The organism is Pseudomonas sp. GQ91 (assembly GCF_059758795.1).
On the sequence record NZ_JCAXED010000002.1, the window covers coordinates 71,428 to 94,295 of the forward strand.

18 protein-coding genes are annotated in these 22,868 nt (G+C 60.2%); 14 read left to right on the forward strand and 4 right to left on the reverse strand.

Annotated elements, in window-relative coordinates; translation table 11 throughout:
- Positions 1-865: 865 nt before the first annotated feature.
- The 12 genes from AC6CIA_RS02470 to AC6CIA_RS02525 all read left to right on the forward strand — a co-directional run bounded on the left by AC6CIA_RS02470 (position 866) and on the right by AC6CIA_RS02525 (position 17,558).
- Entirely contained in the window at positions 866-2,182 is a 1,317-nt protein-coding gene (locus tag AC6CIA_RS02470) for a nucleotide sugar dehydrogenase (RefSeq protein ID WP_498310479.1), read from the forward strand.
- Positions 2,183-2,290: 108 nt separating this feature from the next.
- A complete protein-coding gene (gene alg8, locus AC6CIA_RS02475; protein WP_498310481.1) occupies positions 2,291-3,760 on the forward strand; it encodes a mannuronan synthase in 1,470 nt (489 codons plus the stop codon).
- Between the two features lie 50 nt (positions 3,761-3,810).
- Positions 3,811-4,980, forward strand: a complete 1,170-nt coding sequence (locus AC6CIA_RS02480; protein WP_498310482.1) for a PilZ domain-containing protein — start codon at positions 3,811-3,813, stop codon at positions 4,978-4,980.
- A 2-nt stretch (positions 4,981-4,982) separates the two neighbouring features.
- A complete protein-coding gene (gene algK / locus AC6CIA_RS02485) occupies positions 4,983-6,371 on the forward strand; it encodes an alginate biosynthesis TPR repeat lipoprotein AlgK (protein ID WP_498310483.1) in 1,389 nt (462 codons plus the stop codon).
- Positions 6,368-7,852 carry an alginate export family protein gene (locus AC6CIA_RS02490; RefSeq protein WP_498310484.1) on the forward strand — a complete coding sequence of 495 codons (1,485 nt, stop codon included), beginning with the start codon at positions 6,368-6,370 and terminating at the stop codon, positions 7,850-7,852. The genes algK and AC6CIA_RS02490 overlap by 4 nt, the downstream gene beginning before the upstream one ends.
- Before the next feature lie 14 nt (positions 7,853-7,866).
- Positions 7,867-9,444, forward strand: coding sequence for a mannuronan 5-epimerase AlgG (gene algG / locus AC6CIA_RS02495; RefSeq protein ID WP_498310485.1), 1,578 nt, complete (start codon positions 7,867-7,869; stop codon positions 9,442-9,444).
- Between the two features lie 11 nt (positions 9,445-9,455).
- Positions 9,456-10,904 (forward strand): alginate O-acetyltransferase, encoded by a 1,449-nt coding sequence (locus AC6CIA_RS02500; protein WP_339528835.1) that lies wholly within the window; start codon positions 9,456-9,458, stop codon positions 10,902-10,904.
- Between the two features lie 8 nt (positions 10,905-10,912).
- Entirely contained in the window at positions 10,913-12,022 is a 1,110-nt protein-coding gene (locus tag AC6CIA_RS02505) for a mannuronate-specific alginate lyase (RefSeq protein WP_498310487.1), read from the forward strand.
- Between the two features lie 541 nt (positions 12,023-12,563).
- The gene (locus tag AC6CIA_RS02510) at positions 12,564-14,096 is read left to right on the forward strand and encodes an MBOAT family O-acyltransferase (RefSeq protein ID WP_084376217.1); all 1,533 of its coding nucleotides are present in this window, start codon (positions 12,564-12,566) and stop codon (positions 14,094-14,096) included.
- 11 nt (positions 14,097-14,107) lie between these two features.
- A complete protein-coding gene (locus AC6CIA_RS02515) occupies positions 14,108-15,286 on the forward strand; it encodes an alginate O-acetyltransferase (RefSeq protein WP_498310488.1) in 1,179 nt (392 codons plus the stop codon).
- A 14-nt stretch (positions 15,287-15,300) separates the two neighbouring features.
- Positions 15,301-15,957 carry an alginate O-acetyltransferase AlgF gene (locus AC6CIA_RS02520; RefSeq protein WP_498310489.1) on the forward strand — a complete coding sequence of 219 codons (657 nt, stop codon included), beginning with the start codon at positions 15,301-15,303 and terminating at the stop codon, positions 15,955-15,957.
- Positions 15,958-16,106: 149 nt separating this feature from the next.
- The gene (locus AC6CIA_RS02525; RefSeq protein ID WP_498310490.1) at positions 16,107-17,558 is read left to right on the forward strand and encodes a mannose-1-phosphate guanylyltransferase/mannose-6-phosphate isomerase; all 1,452 of its coding nucleotides are present in this window, start codon (positions 16,107-16,109) and stop codon (positions 17,556-17,558) included.
- Positions 17,559-17,645: 87 nt separating this feature from the next.
- Here AC6CIA_RS02525 and AC6CIA_RS02530 read toward each other — a convergent pair whose 3' ends face one another.
- A complete protein-coding gene (locus tag AC6CIA_RS02530) occupies positions 17,646-17,978 on the reverse strand; it encodes a hypothetical protein (protein WP_498310491.1) in 333 nt (110 codons plus the stop codon).
- A 196-nt stretch (positions 17,979-18,174) separates the two neighbouring features.
- On the opposite strand from AC6CIA_RS02530, the gene AC6CIA_RS02535 reads away from it, so the two are divergent.
- Both AC6CIA_RS02535 and AC6CIA_RS02540 read left to right on the forward strand, forming a co-directional pair.
- Complete coding sequence (locus AC6CIA_RS02535) at positions 18,175-18,639, forward strand: multidrug transporter (protein WP_498310492.1); 465 nt, start codon at positions 18,175-18,177, stop codon at positions 18,637-18,639.
- Positions 18,640-18,659: 20 nt separating this feature from the next.
- Positions 18,660-19,472, forward strand: coding sequence for an SDR family oxidoreductase (locus tag AC6CIA_RS02540; protein WP_498310493.1), 813 nt, complete (start codon positions 18,660-18,662; stop codon positions 19,470-19,472).
- 147 nt (positions 19,473-19,619) lie between these two features.
- Here the strand turns inward: AC6CIA_RS02540 and AC6CIA_RS02545 are convergent, their stop codons facing one another.
- From AC6CIA_RS02545 to AC6CIA_RS02555, 3 genes are read right to left on the reverse strand one after another with little or no spacing between them, the layout of a single operon-like run.
- Entirely contained in the window at positions 19,620-20,480 is an 861-nt protein-coding gene (locus tag AC6CIA_RS02545; RefSeq protein ID WP_498310494.1) for an efflux RND transporter periplasmic adaptor subunit, read from the reverse strand.
- A 10-nt stretch (positions 20,481-20,490) separates the two neighbouring features.
- Positions 20,491-20,691, reverse strand: a complete 201-nt coding sequence (locus tag AC6CIA_RS02550) for a DUF1656 domain-containing protein (RefSeq protein ID WP_084376226.1) — start codon at positions 20,689-20,691, stop codon at positions 20,491-20,493.
- Complete coding sequence (locus AC6CIA_RS02555) at positions 20,681-22,864, reverse strand: FUSC family protein (RefSeq protein WP_498310495.1); 2,184 nt, start codon at positions 22,862-22,864, stop codon at positions 20,681-20,683. Before AC6CIA_RS02555 ends, AC6CIA_RS02550 begins: the two co-directional genes overlap by 11 nt.
- Between the last annotated feature and the right edge of the window lie 4 nt (positions 22,865-22,868).

Genomic DNA, 22,868 nt, shown 5'->3' on the forward strand with positions numbered 1-22,868 from the left:
TCCTGAACCTCCCGTAGATACCGTTTTGAACTTGGCCGGGCAAGCTCACATTGTGCTCCCGTAGCAGCTGTCGAGCGCCAGCGAGGCTGCGTCGGGAGCGACTCGGATTTACCCCCGCGCCCACGCAAATCGTCAGCAATTTGACGTCAAAAATAATTGTTCAGATTTGATGACTATTCCTTCACTGGACATTCGTCAGTTTTTTTCATAGTGGCACCACTTTTTTTAAACAGTAGTGGCACAAAACTATAACTCCCGCTGAACCCCCTATAACTACACGTTAAAATAACAAGTGCTATCACTATAACACTAGTGCCATCTAGGCTAATATTTCAAGAAATTTCTGAAAACAGGATGAGTGGCTAGGAACTATGTCCCCAGGTGCCGCTCATACCACCGGTAACGATTATCTCTGTGTTCGTACGAGATGACTTACACGGTGACCATCGGTCAGTAACTAAGTTGTCATAACAACTTTTACGCCGCGGTCAAAACACCAGCGTTTAGTTGAGGGCAGGCGATAACAGTTTATTGCTATCTCCTATAAGGCCAAGGCTGAGCTCCCCTAAATGGGTCAGTGACTTAACTCAAGAGCTTGATTTGACTGGATTTTCAGGTCACCTCAAGTCCTTGCAACACTGGCGCCAGGTTCTTCCCTCCAGGAAGGCCGGCTGCATTTCAGGGCAAGCCCCAATAATAAGGCCACGTTGCGCACAACTTGAGTGCATTAGTTAGTCACTCGACTTTAAGTATGCCTGTACAGGGTAGATCGGCGTTTACTCGCTGAACTTTCCGGTGCCTGAGTGACGCTTGAAAACATGAACTCCGCCTTTTAATGGCATGATTTAATACAGAGGTAAATGCGATGCGCATCAGCATATTTGGTTTGGGTTACGTTGGCGCAGTCTGTGCCGGTTGCTTGTCTGCACGGGGCCACGAAGTGGTCGGCGTGGACATCTCCAAGGAAAAGATCGACCTGATCAACGCGGGCAAATCCCCCATCGTTGAACCGGGCCTGGGTGAACTGTTGAGCCAGGGTATTCAGACCGGCCGACTGCGCGGCACCACCAACTTCGCCGAAGCGATTCGTGACACCGACCTGTCGATGATTTGCGTCGGCACGCCGAGCAAGAAGAACGGCGACCTGGAACTCAACTACATCGAATCGGTATGCCGTGAGATCGGTTTTGTGCTGCGCGACAAGGCCACGCGCCACACCATCGTCGTGCGCAGCACCGTATTGCCCGGCACCGTGGCCAACGTGGTGATCCCGATTCTCGAAGACTGCTCCGGCAAGAAAGCCGGTGTCGATTTCGGCGTCGCGGTCAACCCGGAATTCCTGCGCGAAAGCACCGCCATCGCCGACTACGACTTGCCCCCGATGACTGTCATCGGCGAGTTCGACAGCGCTTCCGGCGATGTACTGCAATCGCTCTACGAAGAACTCGACGCGCCAATCATCCGCAAGGACATCGCCGTCGCCGAGATGATCAAGTACACCTGCAACGTCTGGCACGCCACCAAAGTGACGTTCGCCAACGAGATCGGCAACATCGCCAAGGCTGTCGGCGTCGACGGTCGTGAAGTGATGGACGTGGTGTGCCAGGACAAGACCCTCAACCTGTCCCAGTACTACATGCGCCCAGGTTTTGCCTTCGGTGGTTCCTGCCTGCCCAAGGACGTGCGTGCCCTGACTTACCGCGCAGGCTCCCTGGACGTCGAAGCCCCGCTGCTGAACTCGCTGATGCGCAGTAACGAGTCCCAGGTGCAGAACGCCTTCGATATCGTTTCCAGCCACGACAAACGCAAAGTCGCGCTGCTCGGCCTGAGCTTCAAGGCCGGTACCGATGACCTGCGCGAAAGCCCGCTGGTGGAGTTGGCGGAAATGCTGATCGGCAAGGGCTTCGACCTGAGCATCTACGACAGCAACGTCGAATACGCTCGTGTCCACGGCGCAAACAAGGATTACATCGAAGGGAAAATCCCCCACGTGTCGTCCCTGCTCAATTCGGACTTCGACGCCGTGATCAACCACTCCGACGTGATCATCCTCGGCAACCGCGACGAGAAGTTCCGTGCCCTGGCGCAAAACGCACCGCACGGCAAGCAAGTGATCGACCTGGTGGGCTTCATGACCAAGGCTACCAGCGTCAACGGCCGTACCGAAGGTATTTGCTGGTAACGCAAGAGCAGCGGCAAGTTTCAAGCTGCAAGCGGCAAGTTAGAAGCTCTTATCTTGCAGCTTGAAGCTTGCAACTTGCAGCCCTTCTCCACTGCGACGGATGCAAATATGCAAAGGCTAAACCAAGCGACTGGCTGGCTACTGTTTCTGGGGCTTTTGATGTGCCTTGCCCTGATGTTGCCGGCGAGTACATTCGACTCCGAATCGAAGCATTTCATTTTCCTGATTGGCGCCGTCGGTATCTGGCGCTACTCGATGGGTGCCATCCACTTTGTGCGTGGCATGCTGTTCCTGTACGTGGTCTACCCGCACCTGCGGCGCAAAGTGCGCAAGCTGGGCAAGACCGCAGACCCGTCTCATGTGTTCCTGATGGTCACCAGCTTCCGTATCGACGCGCTGACCACCGCGCAGGTCTACAGCTCGGTGATTCGCGAGGCGATCGAATGTGGTTTCCCCACCACCGTGGTCTGCTCGCTGGTGGAAATGTCCGATGAGCTGCTGGTCAAGAGTCTCTGGGAAAAGCTGAACCCACCGAATCACGTGAAGCTGGACTTTGTGCGCATCGCCGGCACCGGCAAGCGCGACGGCCTGGCCTTCGGTTTCCGCGCCATCTCGCGCCACTTGCCGGACGACCGCGCCGTCGTGGCGGTGATCGATGGCGATACCGTGCTCGCCGAAGGCGTAGTGCGCAAGACCGTGCCGTGGTTCCAACTGTTCGGCAATGTCGGCGGGCTGACGACCAATGAGTTCTGCGAAGTGCGCGGCGGCTACATCATGAGCGAATGGCACAAGCTGCGCTTCGCCCAACGCCACATCAACATGTGCTCCATGGCCCTGTCCAAGCGTGTATTGACCATGACCGGACGCATGTCGGTGTTCCGCGCCAGTGTGGTCACCGACCCCGGTTTTATCGCCGACGTGGAAAGCGATTCGCTGCAGCACTGGCGCCTGGGCCGTTTCAAGTTTCTCACCGGGGATGACAAGTCCAGTTGGTTCAGCCTGATGCGTCTGGGCTACGACACGTTCTACGTGCCGGACGCGGCGATCCACACCGTCGAACACCCACCGGAAAAGAGCTTTATCAAAGCCAGCCGCAAGCTGATGTTCCGCTGGTACGGCAACAACCTGCGCCAGAACTCCCGAGCCCTGGGCCTGGGCGTCAAACGCCTCGGTGCCTTCACCAGCGTGGTGCTGTTCGATCAGCGCGTGTCGATGTGGACTTCGCTGCTGGGCCTGACGGTCGCGATCATCGCCACCTTCAAATACGGCGGTGCGTTCATCCTCGTCTACCTGCTGTGGATCGGCATCACACGCTTGATTCTGACCCTGTTGCTGTCGTGTTCCGGCCACACGATCGGCCCGGCCTACCCGATGATTCTCTATTACAACCAGATCATGGGCGCGCTGGTGAAAATCTACGTGTTCTTCCGTCTTGATCAACAGTCCTGGACCCGCCAGGACACCAAACTGACCCGCGATTTGGCCAGCTTTCAACGTTGGTTCAACACCTGGTCGTCTCGGACCATGACCTTCTCCGCCGGCAGCATTTTTGTCGCCGTGTTGCTGATGATGGTCTGACCCTGCCAAGCCTGAATTAACTGAGGAATTACACCGCCATGAATAGCCCAATGAACCCAGCTGTCAACGCCAACGTCGTCCACGAATCCGAAGCCCAGCGCCAACACGCCCGGGTCAAGATCCCAGCCAAACTGCGCTTCTTCGGCGCCGACCGTACGCCCATGGAAGTCCGGGTCATCGACCTGTCTGCTGGCGGCCTGGCCTTTAACGCTGCCCAGCAACCGCTGAAGGTCGGCGATGTGCATAAGGCTCGGTTGCAATTTGTGATCGACAACCTGGGCCTGGCCATGGACGTCGAGTTGATGGTGCGTTCCCACGACCGCCAGACCGGCCGTACCGGTTGCCAGTTCCAGAACCTCGACGCCCAGGACATCTCCACCCTGCGCCACCTGATCACCTCGCACCTGTCCGGCGACATCGTGACCATGGGCGACGTGCTGGCGACGCTGCAGCGGGATAACTTCACCAAGGCACGCAAGGTCAAGGACGGCGGCAGCGGCATGAGTGCGTTCGGTCGCCTGCGCGCAGTGACGTTCAGCCTGGCGATCTTCCTGGTAGGCCTGGCAGCGTTCGGTTTCATCTTCAAATCGGTGTATGGCATGTACTTCGTCAGCCACGCCCAGGCCGGCCTGGTGAGCGTACCCGGAATGAACGTGACCATGCCCCGCGACGGCACGGTGCAAAGCCTGATCAAAGACAACGGCGTCGCAGCCAAGGGCGCGCCACTGGCGACCTTCAGCACGAGCATGCTCGACGTGCTCAAGGGCCATCTGGACGAGGATCAATTGCAACCGGCCAAGGTGGAAGAACTGTTCGGCAAGCAAATGACCGGCACCCTGACCTCGCCTTGCGATTGCGTCGTGGCTCAGCAACTGGTGGCTGACGGTCAATACGCCAGCAAAGGCGACGTGATCTTCCAGTTGGTGCCACGCGGCAGCCAGGCCAATGTCGAGGCACGCTTCACCTATCGCCAGTTTGCCGACGTCCGTCCAGGTACCCCCGTGAGCTTCCAGGTAGCGGATGAAGATCAGGTGCGCACCGGCACCATCGTCAGCAGCACCAGCCTCAACAGTTCCGACCTGTCCTCCGACATCCGCGTGCAGATCAAGCCCGATGCACCGCTGGACAGCGTTTACGCCGGGCGCCCGGTGGAAGTCACCAGCGACCGTGGCCCGTCCCTGAACTGGCTGATCGATAAAGCCATGGCTGCAGGTCTCTAATCATGAACGCCCTTCGAACCTTGCCGGTGCCACTGGCGCTGGCCATCGCCCTGGCCGGTTGCGCCGGCCTGCCTGATCAACGCCTGGCCAACGAAGCGCTCAAGCGTGGCGACACCGTCACCGCCGCGCAGAACTACCAGCAATTGGCCGACCTGGGTTACAGCGAAGCCCAGGTCGGCATGGCAGACATCCAGGTCGGCAGCCGCGACCCGGCGCAGATCAAACAGGCCGAAGCCACCTACCGTGCGGCCGCCGATATCTCGCCCCGCGCCCAGGCGCGTCTGGGTCGCCTGCTGGTGGCCAAGCCCGGCGCCACCGCAGCCGAACACCATGAAGCCGAAAGCCTGTTGAAAAAGGCGTTTGCCAATGGCCAAGGCAACACCCTGATCCCACTGGCAATGCTGTACCTGCAATACCCGCATGATTTCCCGAGCATCAACGCCCAGCAGCAGATCGACACCTGGCGCAACGCCGGTTATCCGGAAGCGGGCCTGGCGCAAGTGCTGCTGTACCGCACCCAGGGCACCTACGATCAACACCTGGATGACATCGAAAAAATCTGCAAGGCCGCGTTGAACAGCACTGACATCTGCTACGTCGAGCTGGCCACCGTCTACCAGAAACGCCAGCAGCCGGAGCAACAAGCCGAGCTGCTCAAGCAACTGGACGCCGGCTACAGCCATGGCACCGTCACCGCGCAGCGGGTAGACAGTGTGGCCCGTGTGCTGGCCGACGCGAACGTGGGCACGCCGGACGAAAAAACCGCCCAGGCGCTGCTGGAAAAAATTGCTCCCGGTTACCCGGCCGCCTGGGTCAGCCTCGCGCAACTGCTCTACGACTTCCCCGAAATGGGCGACGTCGATCAGATGATGAAGTATCTGGACAATGGCCGCGCCGCCGACCAACCGCGCGCCGAACTGTTGCTCGGCAAGCTCTACTACGAAGGCAAGTGGGTTCCGGCCGATGCCAAGGCCGCCGAGGCGCACTTCCAGAAGGCCCAGGGCCAGGAAGTGGCCGCCGATTACTACCTCGGCCAGATCTACCGCCGTGGCTACCTGGGCCAGGTCTACTCGCAGAAGGCACTCGATCATTTGCTGACCGCCGCACGCAACGGCCAGAACAGCGCCGACTTCGCCATCGCCCAGCTGTTTTCCCAAGGCAAGGGCACCAAGCCCGACCCACTGAATGCCTATGTGTTCAGTCAACTGGCGAAAACCCAAGACACGCCACAGGCCAATGAACTGGCTGCGCAGCTGGAAGCACAACTGCCGCCCGCCCAGCGCGCCGAAGGCCAGCGCCTGCTGCAACAGGAACTGGCGGCCCGTGGTGCCCTGACGCAAAACACGCTGCAACTGCACGCCCTGCAAGAAGAAGGCGAGGACTCCCTATGAAACTCAATCCATTCGTCAAGGCCGGTATTGGCCTGACCTTCGCCCTGCTGTGGTCGTGCCCGACCCTGGCGGCCTTGACCGAAGACCAGAACTTCGGCCTGGACGTGAAAATCACCGGCCAGTCCGAAGACGACCGCGACCTCGGCACCCAAGATGGCGGCGACGTCAACGGTATCGGCCTGGACATACGTCCCTGGATCTACGGTGAGCGCGGTAACTGGAGCGCCTTCGCCATGGGCCAGGCCGTGACGTCCAGCGACATCATCGAGACCGACACCCTGCAACAGTCGGATGGCGACAGCACGGAACAATCGAGCAATGACGACCGCAAGACCAAGAAAAACTACCTGGCCCTGCGTGAGTTCTGGGTCGGCTACAGCGGTTTCACGCCCTACCCCGGCGAGATCCTCAAGTTCGGCCGCCAGCGCCTGCGCAACGACGATGGTCAATGGCGCGACACCAATATCGAAGCGCTGAACTGGACCTTCGACACCACCTTGCTGAAGGCCAATATCGGCGCCGCCGAGCGTTTCAGCGAATACCGCACCGACCTCAAGGAGCTGTCCCCGGAGGACAAGGATCGCCAGCACTTCTACGCCGATGCGGCCTACCAGTGGACACCCGGTCATTGGGTGGGCCTGCGCGCCCATCACTCCCACGACAATGGCAAGCTCGACTACCCGCAACCGGGGGTGGCCGCCGATTCGCTGGACAAGCGCGAAAATGGCGACCTGACCTGGCTCGGCATCGAAGCCAACAGTGATGCCTATAACTGGCGCAACACCAACACGCTCAACTACTGGGCGAGCGTCACCGGCATGCAGGGCGAGCGCAGTAACGTCAATGCGCTGAACGCCGACGGCTCGCGCCCCACCAACGCCAAGCGCAACACCGATGTCGACGGCTGGGCCACCGACCTCGGGGTACGCCTGCGCCTTGATCCGCAGTGGCAAGTGGGTGCGGCCTATGCCCGTGCCAGCGCTGACTATGAGCAGAACGGCCTGCAAAGCAACCGCTCGAACTTCACCGGCACGCGTTCACGACTCCACCGTTTCGGCGAGGCATTTCGTGGCGAGATGAACAACCTGCAGTCCATGAGTCTGTTCGGTTCATGGCAAATGAACGACGAGTACGACGCCAGCCTGGTGTATCACAAGTTCTGGCGTGTCGACGGCAACAAGCCCGTTGGCAGCAACGGCATCGATGCGATCGAAAACACCACCGACCCGACCGGCGCGATCCTGTCCAGCACCTCCCTGCCCCTTGAAGACGGCAAGAAAGACCTCGGTCAGGAAATGGATCTGGTGGTGACCAAGTACTTCAAGAACGGCCTGTTACCCGCCGCCCTCAGCCAGTCGATTGACGAGCCGTCGGCCCTGGTGCGTTTTCGTGGTGGTGTGTTCAAACCGGGCGATGCCTACGGCAAGCAAGTCGACTCGTACATGCACCGCGCCTTTGTCGACGTGATCTGGCGCTTCTGATGGGAGCCTGCGCAATGAATTCTCCAGCCCTCAAAGGCTCGGTCAGCCTGCTGGTCGCAGCGATGCTGCTCGCCAGCACTTCGGCCATGGCCAATGTTGAGCCAGCAGTCAAAGCGCCGATCACCGCCAAAGAGCTGCAACAAGCCAAGACCTACACCATCACCAGCCCGCCCACCGCGCCGCTGGAGATGGCCAAGCCGGCGCTACCGGACTTGTCGGGTTATACCGCCGAGGCCGCCGCGGCAAAAATTGTCCGCAGCAAGCCCGGCAAGGTCAGCGTGCGCCGGATGATGCAGGAGCCTGCCCTCAAGGACTTTATCGGTGGCGACAACAAAATGGCCGAATGGGTGGTGCGCCAACATGGCATTCCCCAGGCGATTTTTATCGACGACGGCTACCTGAACCTCAAGGATCTGGCCAAGAAAGTGCCCAAGCAATACCTGAGCGAAACCTCGCCCGGCGTATTTCTGGCCAGGTTGCCGATCGTGGTCGGCGAGAAAGGCATCCTCGAAATCGACAAGCAGACCCAGGAACTGCGCCTGTCCCAGGAAGCCGGTTCGTTCCTGGTCAACGATGGCCAGTTGTTTGTGAGTGATACCAAAATCACGGGCTGGCGCGAGCAAAGCAATGGCCCGGCGACCTTTCGCTCGCCGAAGGAATTCCGTCCGTTCCTGCTGGCCTGGGGCGGCACCGAGACCTATATCGTCAACAGCAAGATGGCCAGCTTCGGCTACGCCAACAGTAAATCCTACGGCGTGAGTATTTCCCAATACACGCCGAACATGGCCAAGGTACTGAAGCGTCCGGAGCCCACCGGCTGGATTATCGACTCCGAATTCTCGGACATGTGGTACGGCTTCTACTGCTACGAAACCGAAGGGTTTGTGATCAAGGGCAGCACCTACAAGGACAACATCGTCTACGGCATCGACCCCCATGACCGCTCACACGGCCTGATCATCGCCGACAACACCGTCTACGGGACGAAGAAGAAGCACGGCATCATCATTTCCCGGGAAGTGAACGACAGCTTCATCTTCAACAACCGCAGCTACGACAACAAGCTTTCGGGCCTGGTGATCGACCGTAACAGCGTGAACAACCTGATCGCCGACAACGAGATCTACCGCAACCATACCGACGGCATCACGCTCTATGAGAGCGGCGACAACCTGCTGTGGGGCAACAAGGTGATCAGCAACCGACGCCACGGTATCCGCGTGCGTAACAGCGTGAATATTCGCCTGTATGAAAATATCGCCATGGCCAACGGCCTGACCGGCGTCTACGGCCACATCAAGGATTTGACCAACACCGACCGCGACATCGCCCTGGACCCCTTCGATGCCCAGGTGTCGCTGATCGTGGTCGGCGGCGAACTGGCCGCCAATGGCAGCGGACCGCTGTCCATCGACTCGCCGCTGAGCATCGAGCTGTACCGCGTATCCATGCTCGCGCCGACCAAAACCAGCGGCATCAGCTTCTCGGGGATTCTCGGCGAACGCCAGGATGAAATTCTCGATCTGCTGGTGCGCCAGCAGAAAGCCGTGCTGATCGACCCTGTCGAACGCCAGACCCAATTGCAGGACTGAGGATGACTTTTATGCACCCACACATGATCAAGCTGCTCAGCCTCTCGGGTTTGACCCTCGGCATTCTGGCTGCCAGCAGCGGCGCGCGCGCCGACACCGTCGCGGCGCCGACGTTTACCGCCGAGCCATGCTGCAACCTGTGCCCGGCCGCCCATGACGCGAAAAACTACACCACGCGCTACCAGCAAAACTTCACCACCCTGGTGCAAGCCCAGGGCGATTGGTTGTTCCGTACCCAGGAAGACCTGCGCACCCAGTTCGAGACCACACCTGCCGGCTACAAACGCTTGCAGCAGTTGCACGACGCGTTCAAAAGCAAAGGTGTGGAACTGGTGCTGGTCTATCAGCCAACCCGTGGCCTGGTGAACCGCAACAAGCTCAATCCGGAGGAAAAAGCCAAGTTCGACTTCGACACGGCGCTGGGCAATTACAAGTCCATGCTCGGCCGCTTTGCGAAGATGGGCTACGTGGTGCCGGACCTGTCGCCATTGACCAACGAGCAACTGCCCGATGAGTTGCCGGCGCATGATTTCTATTTCCGCGGCGACCAACACTGGACCCCTTACGGCGCCCAGCGCACGGCAAAAATTGTCGCGGCCAAGGTCAAACAGTTGCCCGAGTTTGCCGACATTCCCAAGCGCGAGTTCGAGACCAAAAAGTCCGGGCGCATGGGCAAGACCGGCACCCTGCACAACATGGCCGGACAGTTGTGCGGCACCAGCTATGCGATCCAGTACATGGACCAATTCACCACCGAACCCAAGGGTGAAGCGGGCGACGGCGATCTGTTCGGCGACTCGGGCAATCCGCAGATCACCCTGGTGGGCACCAGTCACAGCGGCAAGAACTACAACTTCGCCGGCTTCCTTCAGGAAGAAATCGGTGCCGACATTTTGAACGTCGCGTTTCCCGGCGGTGGCCTGGAAGGCTCGATGTTGCAGTACCTGGGCAGCGATGAGTTCCAGAAGAGCCCGCCGAAAATCCTGATCTGGGAGTTTTCGCCGCTGTATCGCCTCGACCAGGAGACCATCTATCGCCAGATGATGTCGCTGCTGGACAACGGCTGTGAAGGCAAGCCGGCGCAGATGAGCGCCAGCACCACCCTCAAGCCCGGCAAGAATGAGTTGATGGTCAACAGCAAGAACATGGACCTGCGCAACCGTAACCATCAGGTCGACATTCGCTTCGCCGATCCGTCGGTGAAAACCCTGCAAGCCACCCTCTGGTACATGAACGGGCGCCACGAGGACATCAAGATCGATAAACCCGAAACATCCGAGACAGACGGGCGTTTCGCCTTTGAACTGCGCACCGATGAAGACTGGGCCTCGCAAAACCTGCTGGCTGTGGAAGTGCAGGGTCCCGAAGCGGGTGCTGCCGCGCAGAAAGTCGAAGCGAAAATTTGCACACGCAACGTATTCCCTTCCGGTGGTCAACAGACCGCATCGGTCGGGCAATGAGGTTACTTATGCACAAGCTACTGACTCCAACGCTGCTGGGCCTGGCGATGTTTGCCGGCTCGGTGAACGCCGCCGCGCCACTGCGTCCTCCCCAGGGCTACGCCGCACCAATCGAGGCGTTCAAGACCGGCGACTTCAAGGACGGCTGCGATGCAATGCCGACGCCTTACACCGGCCCGCTGCAGTTTCGCAGCAAGTATGAAGGTTCCGACAAAGCGCGTTCGACCCTGAACCTGCAATCGGAAAAAGCCTTTCGCGACAGTACCGCCGACATCACCAAGCTGGAAAAAGACACCAGCAAACGCGTGATGCAGTTCATGCGCGATGGCCGTCCGGAGCAGTTGGAATGCACCTTGAACTGGCTGGTGACCTGGGCCAAGGCAGATGCATTGATGTCCAAGGACTTCAACCACACTGGCAAATCGATGCGCAAATGGGCGCTGGGCAGCATGGCCTCGGCTTATGTGCGCCTGAAGTTTTCCGAGTCGCGTCCGCTGGCCAATCATCAGCAGGAATCCCAACTGATCGAGGCCTGGTTCAACAGACTGGCGGATCAAGTGGTCAGCGACTGGAGCAATCTGCCGCTGAAAAAAATCAACAACCACTCGTACTGGGCTGCCTGGTCAGTGATGGCGACTTCCGTCGCCACCAACCGCCGCGACCTGTTTGACTGGGCGGTGAAGGAATACAAGATCGGCGCCAATCAGGTGGATGCCCAAGGCTTCCTGCCCAACGAATTGAAGCGTCAGCAACGGGCCTTGTCGTATCACAACTACGCCCTGCCGCCATTGTCGATGATCGCCAGCTTTGCCCTGGTCAATGGTGTCGATCTGCGCCAGGAAAACAACGGCGCACTCAAACGTCTCGGCGAAAACGTGCTGGCCGGTGTTAAAGACCCGGAGATCTTCGAGCAGAAGAACGGCGAGGAACAGGACATGAAAGACCTGAAAAAGGACATGAAATTTGCCTGGTTGGAGCCGTTCTGCACCCTCTACACCTGCGCGCCGGATGTGCTGGAACGCAAGCATGAAATGCAGCCTTTCAAGACGTTTCGCCTGGGTGGAGACCTGACCAAGGTCTATGACCCGGCACATGAGAAAGGTGGCAAGGGGTCGTGATGTGCGGGGCGGCTGAAAACCGCCCCTCACCCTAACCCTCTCCCCGGAGGGGAGAGGGGACTGACCGAGGTGAAGGATCAAGGTACTGCAGCCTGAAATACCGAATCGGACTCAGGTTCGAAAGCGAGCCGAACACAGCTTTCGCAAGCAACCTGAAATACCGAGTCGGACTCAGGTTCGAAAGCGAGCCGAACACAGCTTTCGCGAGCGACCTGAAATACCGAGCCGAACCCAGGTTTCGAAAGCGACCGGGATCGGCTCCCTCTCCCCTCCGGGGAGAGGGCGGGGGGTGAGGGGCGGCGTACTGCGAGCTGAAATACCCGGCTGAACTCAGGCTCGCAAGCGACCTGAAATACCGAGCCGAATCCAGGTTTCGAAAGCGACCGGGATCGGCTCCCTCTCCCCTCCGGGGAGAGGGCGGGGGGTGAGGGGTGGATTTCACTGACACTCACCCTCCGTCAGCTACACCACCGCCCGTTTCGACGGGGGGTTTGGGGGGGCCGTTGGCCCTTGACTGTTGGTTAAACGTGGAGAGATCGGGATGGTTTTCTCGTCCAATGTGTTCCTGTTTCTGTTCTTGCCGATCTTTCTCGGCTTGTACTATTTGAGCGGGCAACGCTATCGCAATCTGCTGCTGCTGATTGCCAGTTACGTGTTCTACGCCTGGTGGCGAGTGGACTTCCTGGCGCTGTTCGCCGCGGTGACCCTGTGGAATTACTGGATCGGCCTCAAGGTCGGTGCCGCCGGGGTTCGCACCAAACCCGCGCAACGCTGGCTGCTGCTCGGCGTGGCGGTTGACCTGTGCATCCTCGGCTACTTCAAGTACGCCAACTTCGGCGTCGACAGCATCAACGTAATGATGAAGTCGGCGGGCCTGGAGCCGTTTATCCTGACCCATGTGCTGTTGCCGATCGGCATCTCGTTCTACATTTTCGAGTCCATCAGCTACATCATCGACGTCTACCGTGGCGACACGCCTGCAACCCGCAACCTGATCGACTTCGCGGCGTTCGTGGCGATCTTCCCGCACCTGATCGCAGGTCCTGTCCTGCGTTTTCGCGACCTCGCCGACCAGTTCAACAACCGCACCCACACCCTCGACAAGTTCTCCGAGGGCTGCACGCGGTTCATGCAGGGGTTCATCAAGAAGGTCTTCATTGCCGACACCCTCGCGGTGGTCGCCGACCATTGCTTCGCCCTGCAAAACCCCACGACCGGCGATGCCTGGCTCGGTGCGCTGGCGTATACCGCGCAGCTGTATTTCGACTTCTCCGGTTACAGCGACATGGCCATCGGCCTGGGCCTGATGATGGGTTTCCGCTTCATGGAAAACTTCAAGCAGCCCTATATCAGCCAATCGATCACCGAGTTCTGGCGGCGCTGGCACATCAGCCTCTCGACCTGGCTGCGCGATTACCTCTACATCACCCTGGGTGGCAACCGCAAAGGCACCCTGACCACCTACCGCAACCTGTTCCTGACCATGTTGCTCGGTGGTCTGTGGCATGGCGCAAACATCACCTACATCGTCTGGGGTGCGTGGCACGGCATGTGGCTGGCGATTGAAAAAGCCATCGGTCTCAACACCTCGCCACGCAGTTTCAATCCAGTGCGCTGGGCCTTTACCTTCCTGCTGGTGGTGATGGGCTGGGTGATCTTCCGCGCCGAAAACCTGCACGTCGCCGGTCGCATGTACGGCGCAATGTTCAGCTTTGGCGAGTGGTCGCTGTCGGAACTCAACCGCGCCAACCTCACCGGCCTGCAAGTGGCAACCATGGTGGTGGCGTACGCCACGCTGGCGTTCTTCGGGCTGCGCGACTTTTACCGCAATCGTCCGGCTGAAAAGACCCGGCCTGCCGACCCGAGCCTGATCAAGGCAGTCCCGGGCGACAACCCCGGCAGCATCCAGGAGCCTGGTTTCAGCGTCGGCAGCAACGCCGCCGTGCAACCGGCCTACTGGACCGCCGACTGGCCCCGCTACGCCATGCGCGCGCTGATCCTGCTGCTGTTCGTTGCTTCGATTCTCAAACTTTCGGCGCAAAGCTTCTCGCCGTTCCTTTACTTCCAATTCTGAGGGAGCCGACCATGACCCGTTCATTACGCATCCTCTACACCGCCCTGTTCATGGCCTTGCTGCTGGCACTCGGCGCCTGGTCGATACGCAGTTTCTTCGGTTTCAGCACCAACGCCGAGGCCACCGTACTCAATGGTCGCTGGGCCAAGGCCGTCGAAACTCATTACGACGATGAGTTCCCGATCAAGCGCCTCGGCACCAACCTCTGGGCCGCGCTGGACTACAAACTGTTCAACGAAGGTCGCCCCGGCGTGGTGCTGGGTCGCGATCACTGGCTGTACAGCGACGAAGAGTTCAACCCCACCGCCAATGCCGAGCAGAACCTGCAAGGCAACTACGCGTTGGTCGAAGGCGTACGCCAGACCCTCAAGGCGCGTGGCGTGCAACTGGTGATGGCGATTGTCCCGGCCAAGGTGCGCCTGTACCCGGAGCATCTGGGTGAAGTGCGCCCAGCGAGTATTCATGCCGGTCTTTACCAGGATTTCCACGCCCGGCTTGCCGCCGACAAGATCATCGCCCCCGACCTGCTGGGCCCGCTGCAACAAGCCAAGCTCCACGGTCAGCAAGTGTTCCTGCGCACCGATACGCACTGGACCCCGGACGGCGCCGAAGTGGCCGCCAGACAACTGGCCAAGGTGATCAACGCCAAGACCCTGCTCAGCGGCGAACCCCAGCGGTTTGTGACCGAAGCCGAGTCCACGACACCCCACAAGGGCGACCTGCGGCTGTTTCTGCCGCTGGACCCGCTGTTCGAAAACCTGATGCCGCCCAAGGAGCCGCTGCAAAAGCGCGTGACCCACGCGGTGCAATCCCAGGCGGCCGGTGATGCGGCGTTGTTCGCCGACAGCGAAATGCCGGTCGCCCTGGTGGGCACCAGCTACAGCGCCAATCCCAACTGGAACTTCGTCGGGGCCCTGAAGCAGGCCTTGGGCAGCGAGGTGGTGAACTACTCCGAAGACGGCCACGGCCCGATCCTGCCGATGCTCAGCTACCTGAAAAGCGACGACTTCAAGAACAGCCCGCCGCAGGTGCTGGTCTGGGAGTTTCCTGAACGTTATCTGCCTGTGAACAACGAAATCGGCGATGCCGACCCGCAGTGGGTCGCGCAACTCAAACAAGCCGGTACGCGCCAACAGAACATGGCAATCAACACCGCAAAATCCGAGACGCCCGACCGGGCGCAAAACTGAAAGAGAGGTACACCATGACTTTCACTAAAACTCCTCGTCGTCTCGCCAAGACCCTTGCCCTCGTTGCAGGCATGAGTGTTGTGTCGATGTCCGCCTTCGCCGGTGGCGACGCCGCCCTCTATGGCCCTGTCGCGCCGAAAGGTTCAAGCTTCGTGCGCCTGTTCAACGCCAGCAATCAGGAAGTCAGCGCCACGGTCGGCAACACCGCCCTGAACGATGTCGCCCCCCTGGGCAGCAGTGACTTCAGCTTCCTGCCAGGCGGCGACTACAGTGCCAAGGTCGGCAGCCAGGCCGTGACGGTCAAGCTGGCCGCCGATCATTACTACACCCTGGTCAACAGCGGTAGCGGCCAGCCACAATTGATCGAAGAACCGCCGTTCAAGAACAAACAGAAATCCCTGGTACGCGTGCAGAACCTCAGTGACAAGTCCCTGACCCTGAAGACCGCCGATGGCAAGACCGAAGTGGTCAAGGCAGTGGCCGCCAAGGGCCGCGGCGAGCGTGAAATCAATCCGGTAAAGGTCAGCCTGGCGCTGTTCGACGGCGACAAGAAAGTCGGAGACCTGAAGCCAGTGGCCCTGGAACGCGGTGAAGCGGCGGTACTCTATGTCACCGGCCAAGGCTCCAACCTGTCGCCAGTATGGGTCAAGCGCCCTGTGTCGACGCGCTAACCAGCGGTTGAATTGACGCATTCCCCCTGGTGGGAGCGGGCTTGCTCGCGATGCAGGCGACTCGGTGTCTCAGTTACACCAAGCTGACGCCATCGCGAGCAAGCCCGCTCCCACAGGCTCTAACCCATACAGATTCAAGGAGAAACACCATGATCCCAGTAATCCTTTCCGGTGGTAGCGGCTCACGTCTTTGGCCGCTTTCGCGTAAACAGTTTCCCAAGCAGTTCCTGGCGCTGACCGGCGAACACACGCTGTTCCAGCAAACCCTCGAACGCCTGGTGTTCGAGGGCATGGACGCGCCTATCGTGGTCTGCAACAAAGACCACCGTTTCATCGTCAACGAGCAACTGAGCGCACGTAAGCTCGACACCCAGCGCATCCTCATGGAGCCCTTCGGCCGCAACACCGCGCCGGCCGTAGCGCTGACCGCGATGATGCTGGTCAACGAAGGCCGTGACGAACTGATGCTGGTGCTGCCGGCCGATCACGTACTGGACGATCAAAAAGCCCTGCAACGCGCCCTGGCCCTGGCCACCGTAGCGGCCGAGCGTGGCGAGATGGTGTTGTTCGGTGTACCGGCCACGCGTCCGGAAACCGGTTATGGCTACATCAAGTCGACCAACGATTCGCTGCTGCCAGAAGGCGTCAGCCGCGTGCAGCAGTTCGTCGAAAAGCCTGACGAAAAGCGCGCGGTGGAGTTTGTCAAAAGTGGCGGGTATTTCTGGAACAGCGGCATGTTCCTGTTCCGCGCCAGCCGCTTCCTGGAAGAACTGAAAAAGCACGATCCGGACATCTACGACACCTGCGTGCTGACCCTGGAGCGCAGCCAGCAAGACGCCGACACCGTGACTTTCGACGAAGCCACGTTCGCCTGCTGCCCGGATAATTCCATCGACTACGCCGTGATGGAAAAGACCCAGCGCGCCTGCGTCGTACCACTGAGCGCCGGCTGGAGCGACGTGGGTTGCTGGGCTTCGCTATGGAGCGTCAACGAGAAAGACGTCGACGGGAACGTCAGCAAAGGCGACGTGGTGATCCAGGACAGCCGCAACTGCATGATCCACGGCAATGGCAAGCTGGTGTCGGTCATCGGCCTGGACAACATCGTGGTGGTGGAAACCAAAGACGCAATGATGATTGCCCACAAGGACAAGGTCCAGGGCGTCAAGCAGATGGTCAACACCCTCAACGAACAGGGCCGCAGCGAGACCCAGAATCACTGCGAAGTCTACCGTCCGTGGGGCTCCTACGATTCGGTGGACATGGGCGGACGCTTCCAGGTCAAGCACATCTCGGTCAAGCCCGGCGCGTGCCTGTCGCTGCAGATGCACCACCACCGCGCCGAACACTGGATTGTGGTCAGCGGCACGGCCGAAGTGACCTGCGACGAGAACGTGTTCCTGCTCACGGAAAACCAATCCACCTACATCCCGATTGCCTCGGTACACCGCCTGCGCAACCCGGGCAAAATTCCGTTGGAGATCATTGAAGTGCAGTCGGGCAGCTACCTGGGCGAAGACGATATCGAGCGGTTTGAAGATATCTATGGTCGCTCGACGCCGATCGAACGCGGGGTTTCGGTGAAAACTATCGCGCAGTAACAGTGTCGTACAACAAGCCCCCGTTCAGCCGACTGCGTCCCCTATCCGCAGCCGGTTGAACGGGGGCTTGCTGCTTAAAGCGCGGCGTTATTTCTTTGAACCGAAGTACGTCGACATGCCTTGACCAATCCCGACCATAGCCGCTCCGGCAACTTTCACTTTGTTATTCGCTGAATGCATACCGAACTCGCCGGCGGTTTTCATCGCGGTTCCGAGTTTTGACATGTTCGAGTTAAAGCCGCTGTTGGAACCCGATTGAGGCTTATTTTTCCTGTCCCCCGCCTGCATGATGAACGGCGTTCGGGTATTGCACACCCCCATCAAGAACTGCGCGACGGGCCCTGAGAAGCTGCTTGGTGCTTTGAATGGCGTGGTGTTGATAGAAGAAAGCGGCGCACCGCTGGTTGCTGCAATTGTCATAAAAACCTCTTGATTCCAGATCAGTCAGGCTCGGCATTCCCTGGCCATAGTGTTTCCTTTTACTCTGTGGCAGAAACCCATGCATCGGTTCCACGCCTGTGTGCACACCTGAAAGCGCTCGGCGCCCATACCTCACGGATGGTCAACATCGCCTCTGCACAGGTACGATGGTTCATCCATCCGCGAGGTTGCCTCCATGTTCTTCGGCGTTCTACTGATCATTACCTGGCTGATCCTGCTGCTGCGCTATCCCGCCAAGGCATTGCCAGTATCGCTCGCCGCCGCTGTTGGCCTGGCTTTCGTCGCGATGTGGGTGGTGTGGCTGGACAACCGCGAAGCCTCGCAACTGGCGCGCCTGGAACTGCGCGTCAACTACGCACCTGAAGAATGCCCGGCCGACCGCCCGCTGAAACTGACCCTCAACAACGGCACCGACGTGCCCCTGACCGAACTGCGCTGGCGCCTCGCAGCCTATGCACCGGGCGATACGGTGAACCTGGCGGAAAATGTCTATTCTGCTCCCCGTTATCGTGGCCCCGGCGAATTGCAGGCCGGGGCCAACTGGCAAGACTGCCTGCCGGTGCCGCCACTGCGTCCCGGCTATCGCCCGCAAACCCTGGAGTTTCGCGCCGAGCATGTACAAGGCAGCTTCTCCGACTGACATCGACAAAGGACGGCTTCATGCCCAACGTACTGATCACCGGTTGCTCCAGCGGTATTGGCCGCGCCCTGGCCGATGCCTTCAAGTCCGCCGGTTATGACGTCTGGGCCAGCGCCCGACGTAACGAAGACGTCGCCGCGCTGACCGCGGCCGGTTTTACCGCAGTGCAGTTGGACGTCAACGACGGCGTCGCGCTGCGCCAACTGGCGGAACAACTCGGCGAGCTGGACGTACTGATCAATAACGCCGGTTATGGCGCGATGGGCCCGTTGCTCGACGGTGGCACGCAGGCCATGCAGCAACAGTTCGAGACCAACGTGTTTGCCATCGTCGGCGTGACCCAGGCGCTGTTCCCCGCCCTGCGCCAACGCCGGGGATTGGTGGTGAATATCGGCAGCGTTTCCGGCGTGCTGGTAACCCCGTTTGCCGGCGCGTACTGCGCGTCCAAGGCCGCCGTGCATGCGTTGAGCGATGCGCTGCGCATGGAGCTGGCCCCCTTTGGCATGCGGGTGATGGAAGTGCAGCCTGGGGCTATCGATACCCACTTCGCGAAAAACGCCGGCACCCAGGCTGAATTGTTGATCAATCCACAATCGCCATGGTGGCCAATGCGCGAAAGCATCCGCGCACGCAGTCAGGCGTCCCAGGACAAGCCGACACCCGCCGTGGTGTTTGCCGCAGAAGTGCTCAAGGCCGTGCAGCAGCCATCGCCACCGCGCCTGCTGCGCTCAGGCAACGGCAGCCGGGCATTGCCATTGATGGCGGCGCTGCTGCCCAAGGGTTTGCTGGAAAAAGTGCTGATGAAACGCTTTGGGCTGAATAAAACGTTGTAATGCCCTCGGAGCCAGTGCTGTGCTCTGTAGGAGCGAGCTTGCTCGCGAAAAACCTACATTCAACGCAGCGATGCGCCTGGAATATCTTCGCGAGCAAGCTCGCTCCTACAGGGGATGGATCTGGATCTCGGACGGCAACCCCAACACTCAGTCCAACGTCGGCTCAACCACCACGGTACAGGTAATCCCCGCCGCCAGCAGCACCCCGTCCGGGACCTCGTCAATATGAATCCGCACCGGCACCCGCTGCGCCAACCTCACCCAGTTGAAGGTCGGATTCACATCCGCAATCAACTCCCGACTCTCTGGGTTATCACGGTCGTAGATCCCCCGCGAGATGCTTTCCACGTGCCCTTTCAGGGTTTCGCCACTCATCAACTGCATATCGGCCTTATCCCCGACCTTCACCCGCGGCAGCTTGGTTTCCTCGAAAAACCCGTAGACCCAGAACGAATGCCTATCCACCACCGCCATCTTCGCTTCACCGATACGCGCGTAGTCCCCCCGATGCACATTCAGATTGGTCACATACCCGTCCACCGCCGCCAGCACCTGGGTGCGTTTCAAATTGAGTTCGGCGGCCTCCAGTTGCGCCAACGCATGTTGATAATCGGCCAGCGCAGCGTCGGCGATGTTGCTCGCGTCGTCGCGGTTTTCCCTGGAGATCACCAGGGCGTCGAGGTCGGCACGCCGGTGGGCGTTGAGCTTGCGCATCTGCCACGTGGCCTTGCGTGACGCCACCAACGATTGCGCCTGCTTCACCGCGATCCGGTAGTGCTCGGGATCGATCTGCATCAGCAGGTCGCCCTTTTTCACCAACTGGTTATCCCGCACCGGGACAGCAACCACTTCGCCAGTGACGTCGGCGGCAACGTTGATGATGTCGGCGCGCACCCGGCCATCGCGGGTCCACGGGGTGTGCATGTAGTGGACCCACAGCGTGCGGCCAATCCAGATCGCCAGGGCCAGCACCAACAGGGTCGCGAGCAGGCTGAAGAACTTTTTCATCGGGACATTCTCAACGGTAGACGGTCAGCGACAAGGCGCCGAACAGGCAAACGAACAGGCTCAGGCGCAGCAACGCCGGGTGCCAGAAAAAACGGTACAGGTCAAAACCCGCCAGGAACCGATCCAGCGCCCAGGCGAGTCCTGCCGCGATCAAAAACATCAGGCTCATGCTTGGCATGTAAATGCCATGGAATGCGATTTCACGAGGCATCGGTGGATCCTTCAAGCTTATAAGCCGCCAGCGGCGATTGCGGGTCCAGCAAGGACGTGCGGATAAAGTGCAGGTAGCTTTTCACCCGGCGCAGGGCCGACGTATCGAAGTGCGGGGCGAAAGGTTCGTCGGTGGCCTGCACACGGCTGATGGCGTGATCGACCGCCACCAGCGCGCGCTCAAGATTGCTCTGGCCGGGTTGCAGGAACAGGCGCACCAGCGAGCGGCCCATCACGCGGATCGCCTGGCGCCAGGGCTGGGACTCGGCGTAGGCCGGGTGCACCGGCAGGATCGCCTGCTCCTTGCGCAGTTCAATGATCGCGTGGCCGACCTCCAGCACCACCAACATCCAGCGCAGCAAGTGGCGCTGCACCAACGGCTGGCCGGCCGCCAAGCCATAGGCCTGGTGCAGCAGATCGCGGGTGCGGCTTTCGAAACTCGATGCCAGGCCCTTGAGCTTGCCGCTGATGGCGTAGACCACTTGCTCGCGCAGGTCGCGCTCCAGGCGGCGCCACAGCCACGGACTGTTGGGCGGCAGGATGATCGCACCCGCGGCGGCACACACCAGCATGCCGAGGATCATCGCGATGTAGTCATTGATAAAGCTGTAGGGGTTGTAGATCGTCAGGTTGTCCGGCACCGAACCGGTGCTGAAGAAAATCAGCAAACCCAGGCCGACACCGGCGTATTGCGCTCGTGACGAAAGGAAGGCGCCGAACACAATCACCGGGGCGAGCATCACACACAGCAAGGGGAAACCGTCGATCCAGGGGAACACGAAGAACATTTCGACAAACCCCACCACGGCGCCAATCAAGGTGCCGCAGGCCATCTGGACGGCCATGCGTTTCGGGTTGGGCGTGGCGGCGGAAAGGCCGACGGTCGCGGCGGCGATCAGGGTCATGGTCGCACCGCTGGGCCAGGCAGTCGCCACCCAGTAACTGCCGAGTACGATCAGGATGAACGAGGCGCGAATACCCGAGGCGGCGCAGGCCAGCCAGTTGGTTTTCGGGATAAAGGTATCGTCCCATTGTTCACGCACATGGTGGTGTTCGGCCAAGGAAGCGTGGGTCTGTGCATAGTTGTGCAGATCGTCGACGAAGCGGTAAAGCAGTTCGTAGGCAGTATGAAAGTCCAACTGCTCGGCTTCGCTCGGGTTGCCCTCCTGGAAGCTCGCGCGCAGGCTGCGCACCTTGGCGGGCAAGCCGTCCTTGTAGGCGCTCAGTTGAATCACCAGGCGTGCTGCATCGAGGCTGGTGAGGGCCCGCCCGGAGAATCCGTCGAGCACTTCGGCGAGGTCTCGCAGGCCGGGTTTGATCGCGCCGACCACGTGGTCCGCCGCATCCGTGCGCAGCCGCTGAAGCAACTGATGCAACGCGTTGAAGCGCGTGGTGACGCCCATGAATTCGCTGTTCAGGCGACTGAGACGACCATTACGCCGACGCATGTGCGGGTCTTCAAACACCGTAACGCTGCGCAGCCCTTCCAGCCCCACGGCCTCGGCGATAAAGCGCACGTTGCTGCGTTCAAAACCATCGCGCTGACTTCGCCCGCGCAGGCCGTCGGTGACAAACAGCGCGAACACCCCGAAGCGCTGGTACAAGGCGTTGCGCATGGCGGCGCTGGCGGTTTGCGGCAGGATCGCGGCACTGACCAGGGTCGCGCAGAGAATCCCCAGGGAGATTTCCAGTACGCGCCACACTGCCGCCATAAACGCACCCTCGGGATGGGCCAGGGCCGGCAAGCCGACCATGGCCGCGGTGTAGCCGGCCAGCACAAAACCGTAGGCGCGAAAATTACGATAACGCGCCGCGCCCGCCGAACAGAGGCCGACCCAGATCGCCAATGAGCCGAGGAACAACTCGGTATTTTGCGCGAACAAGGCGATCAGCAGCACCATCACCACCGAGCCCGCGAGGGTACCGAGCAAACGATAAAAGCTCTTGGCAAACACCTGTCCGCTCTGGGGCTGCATCACAATAAACACGGTGATCATCGCGGTGCGCGGTTGCGGCAGCTCCAGGCGCATCGCCAGCCATAAGGTCAGGAACGCCGCGATCAGCACTTTGAAGATGTAGACCCAGGTCACGCCGTCGCTGCGTGCCCAGTCGAAAAAACCACGCTGCCATTCCAGGGAATGCAGCCAACGCAGCGGTGCAGGCAAGGGAGTCATGGGC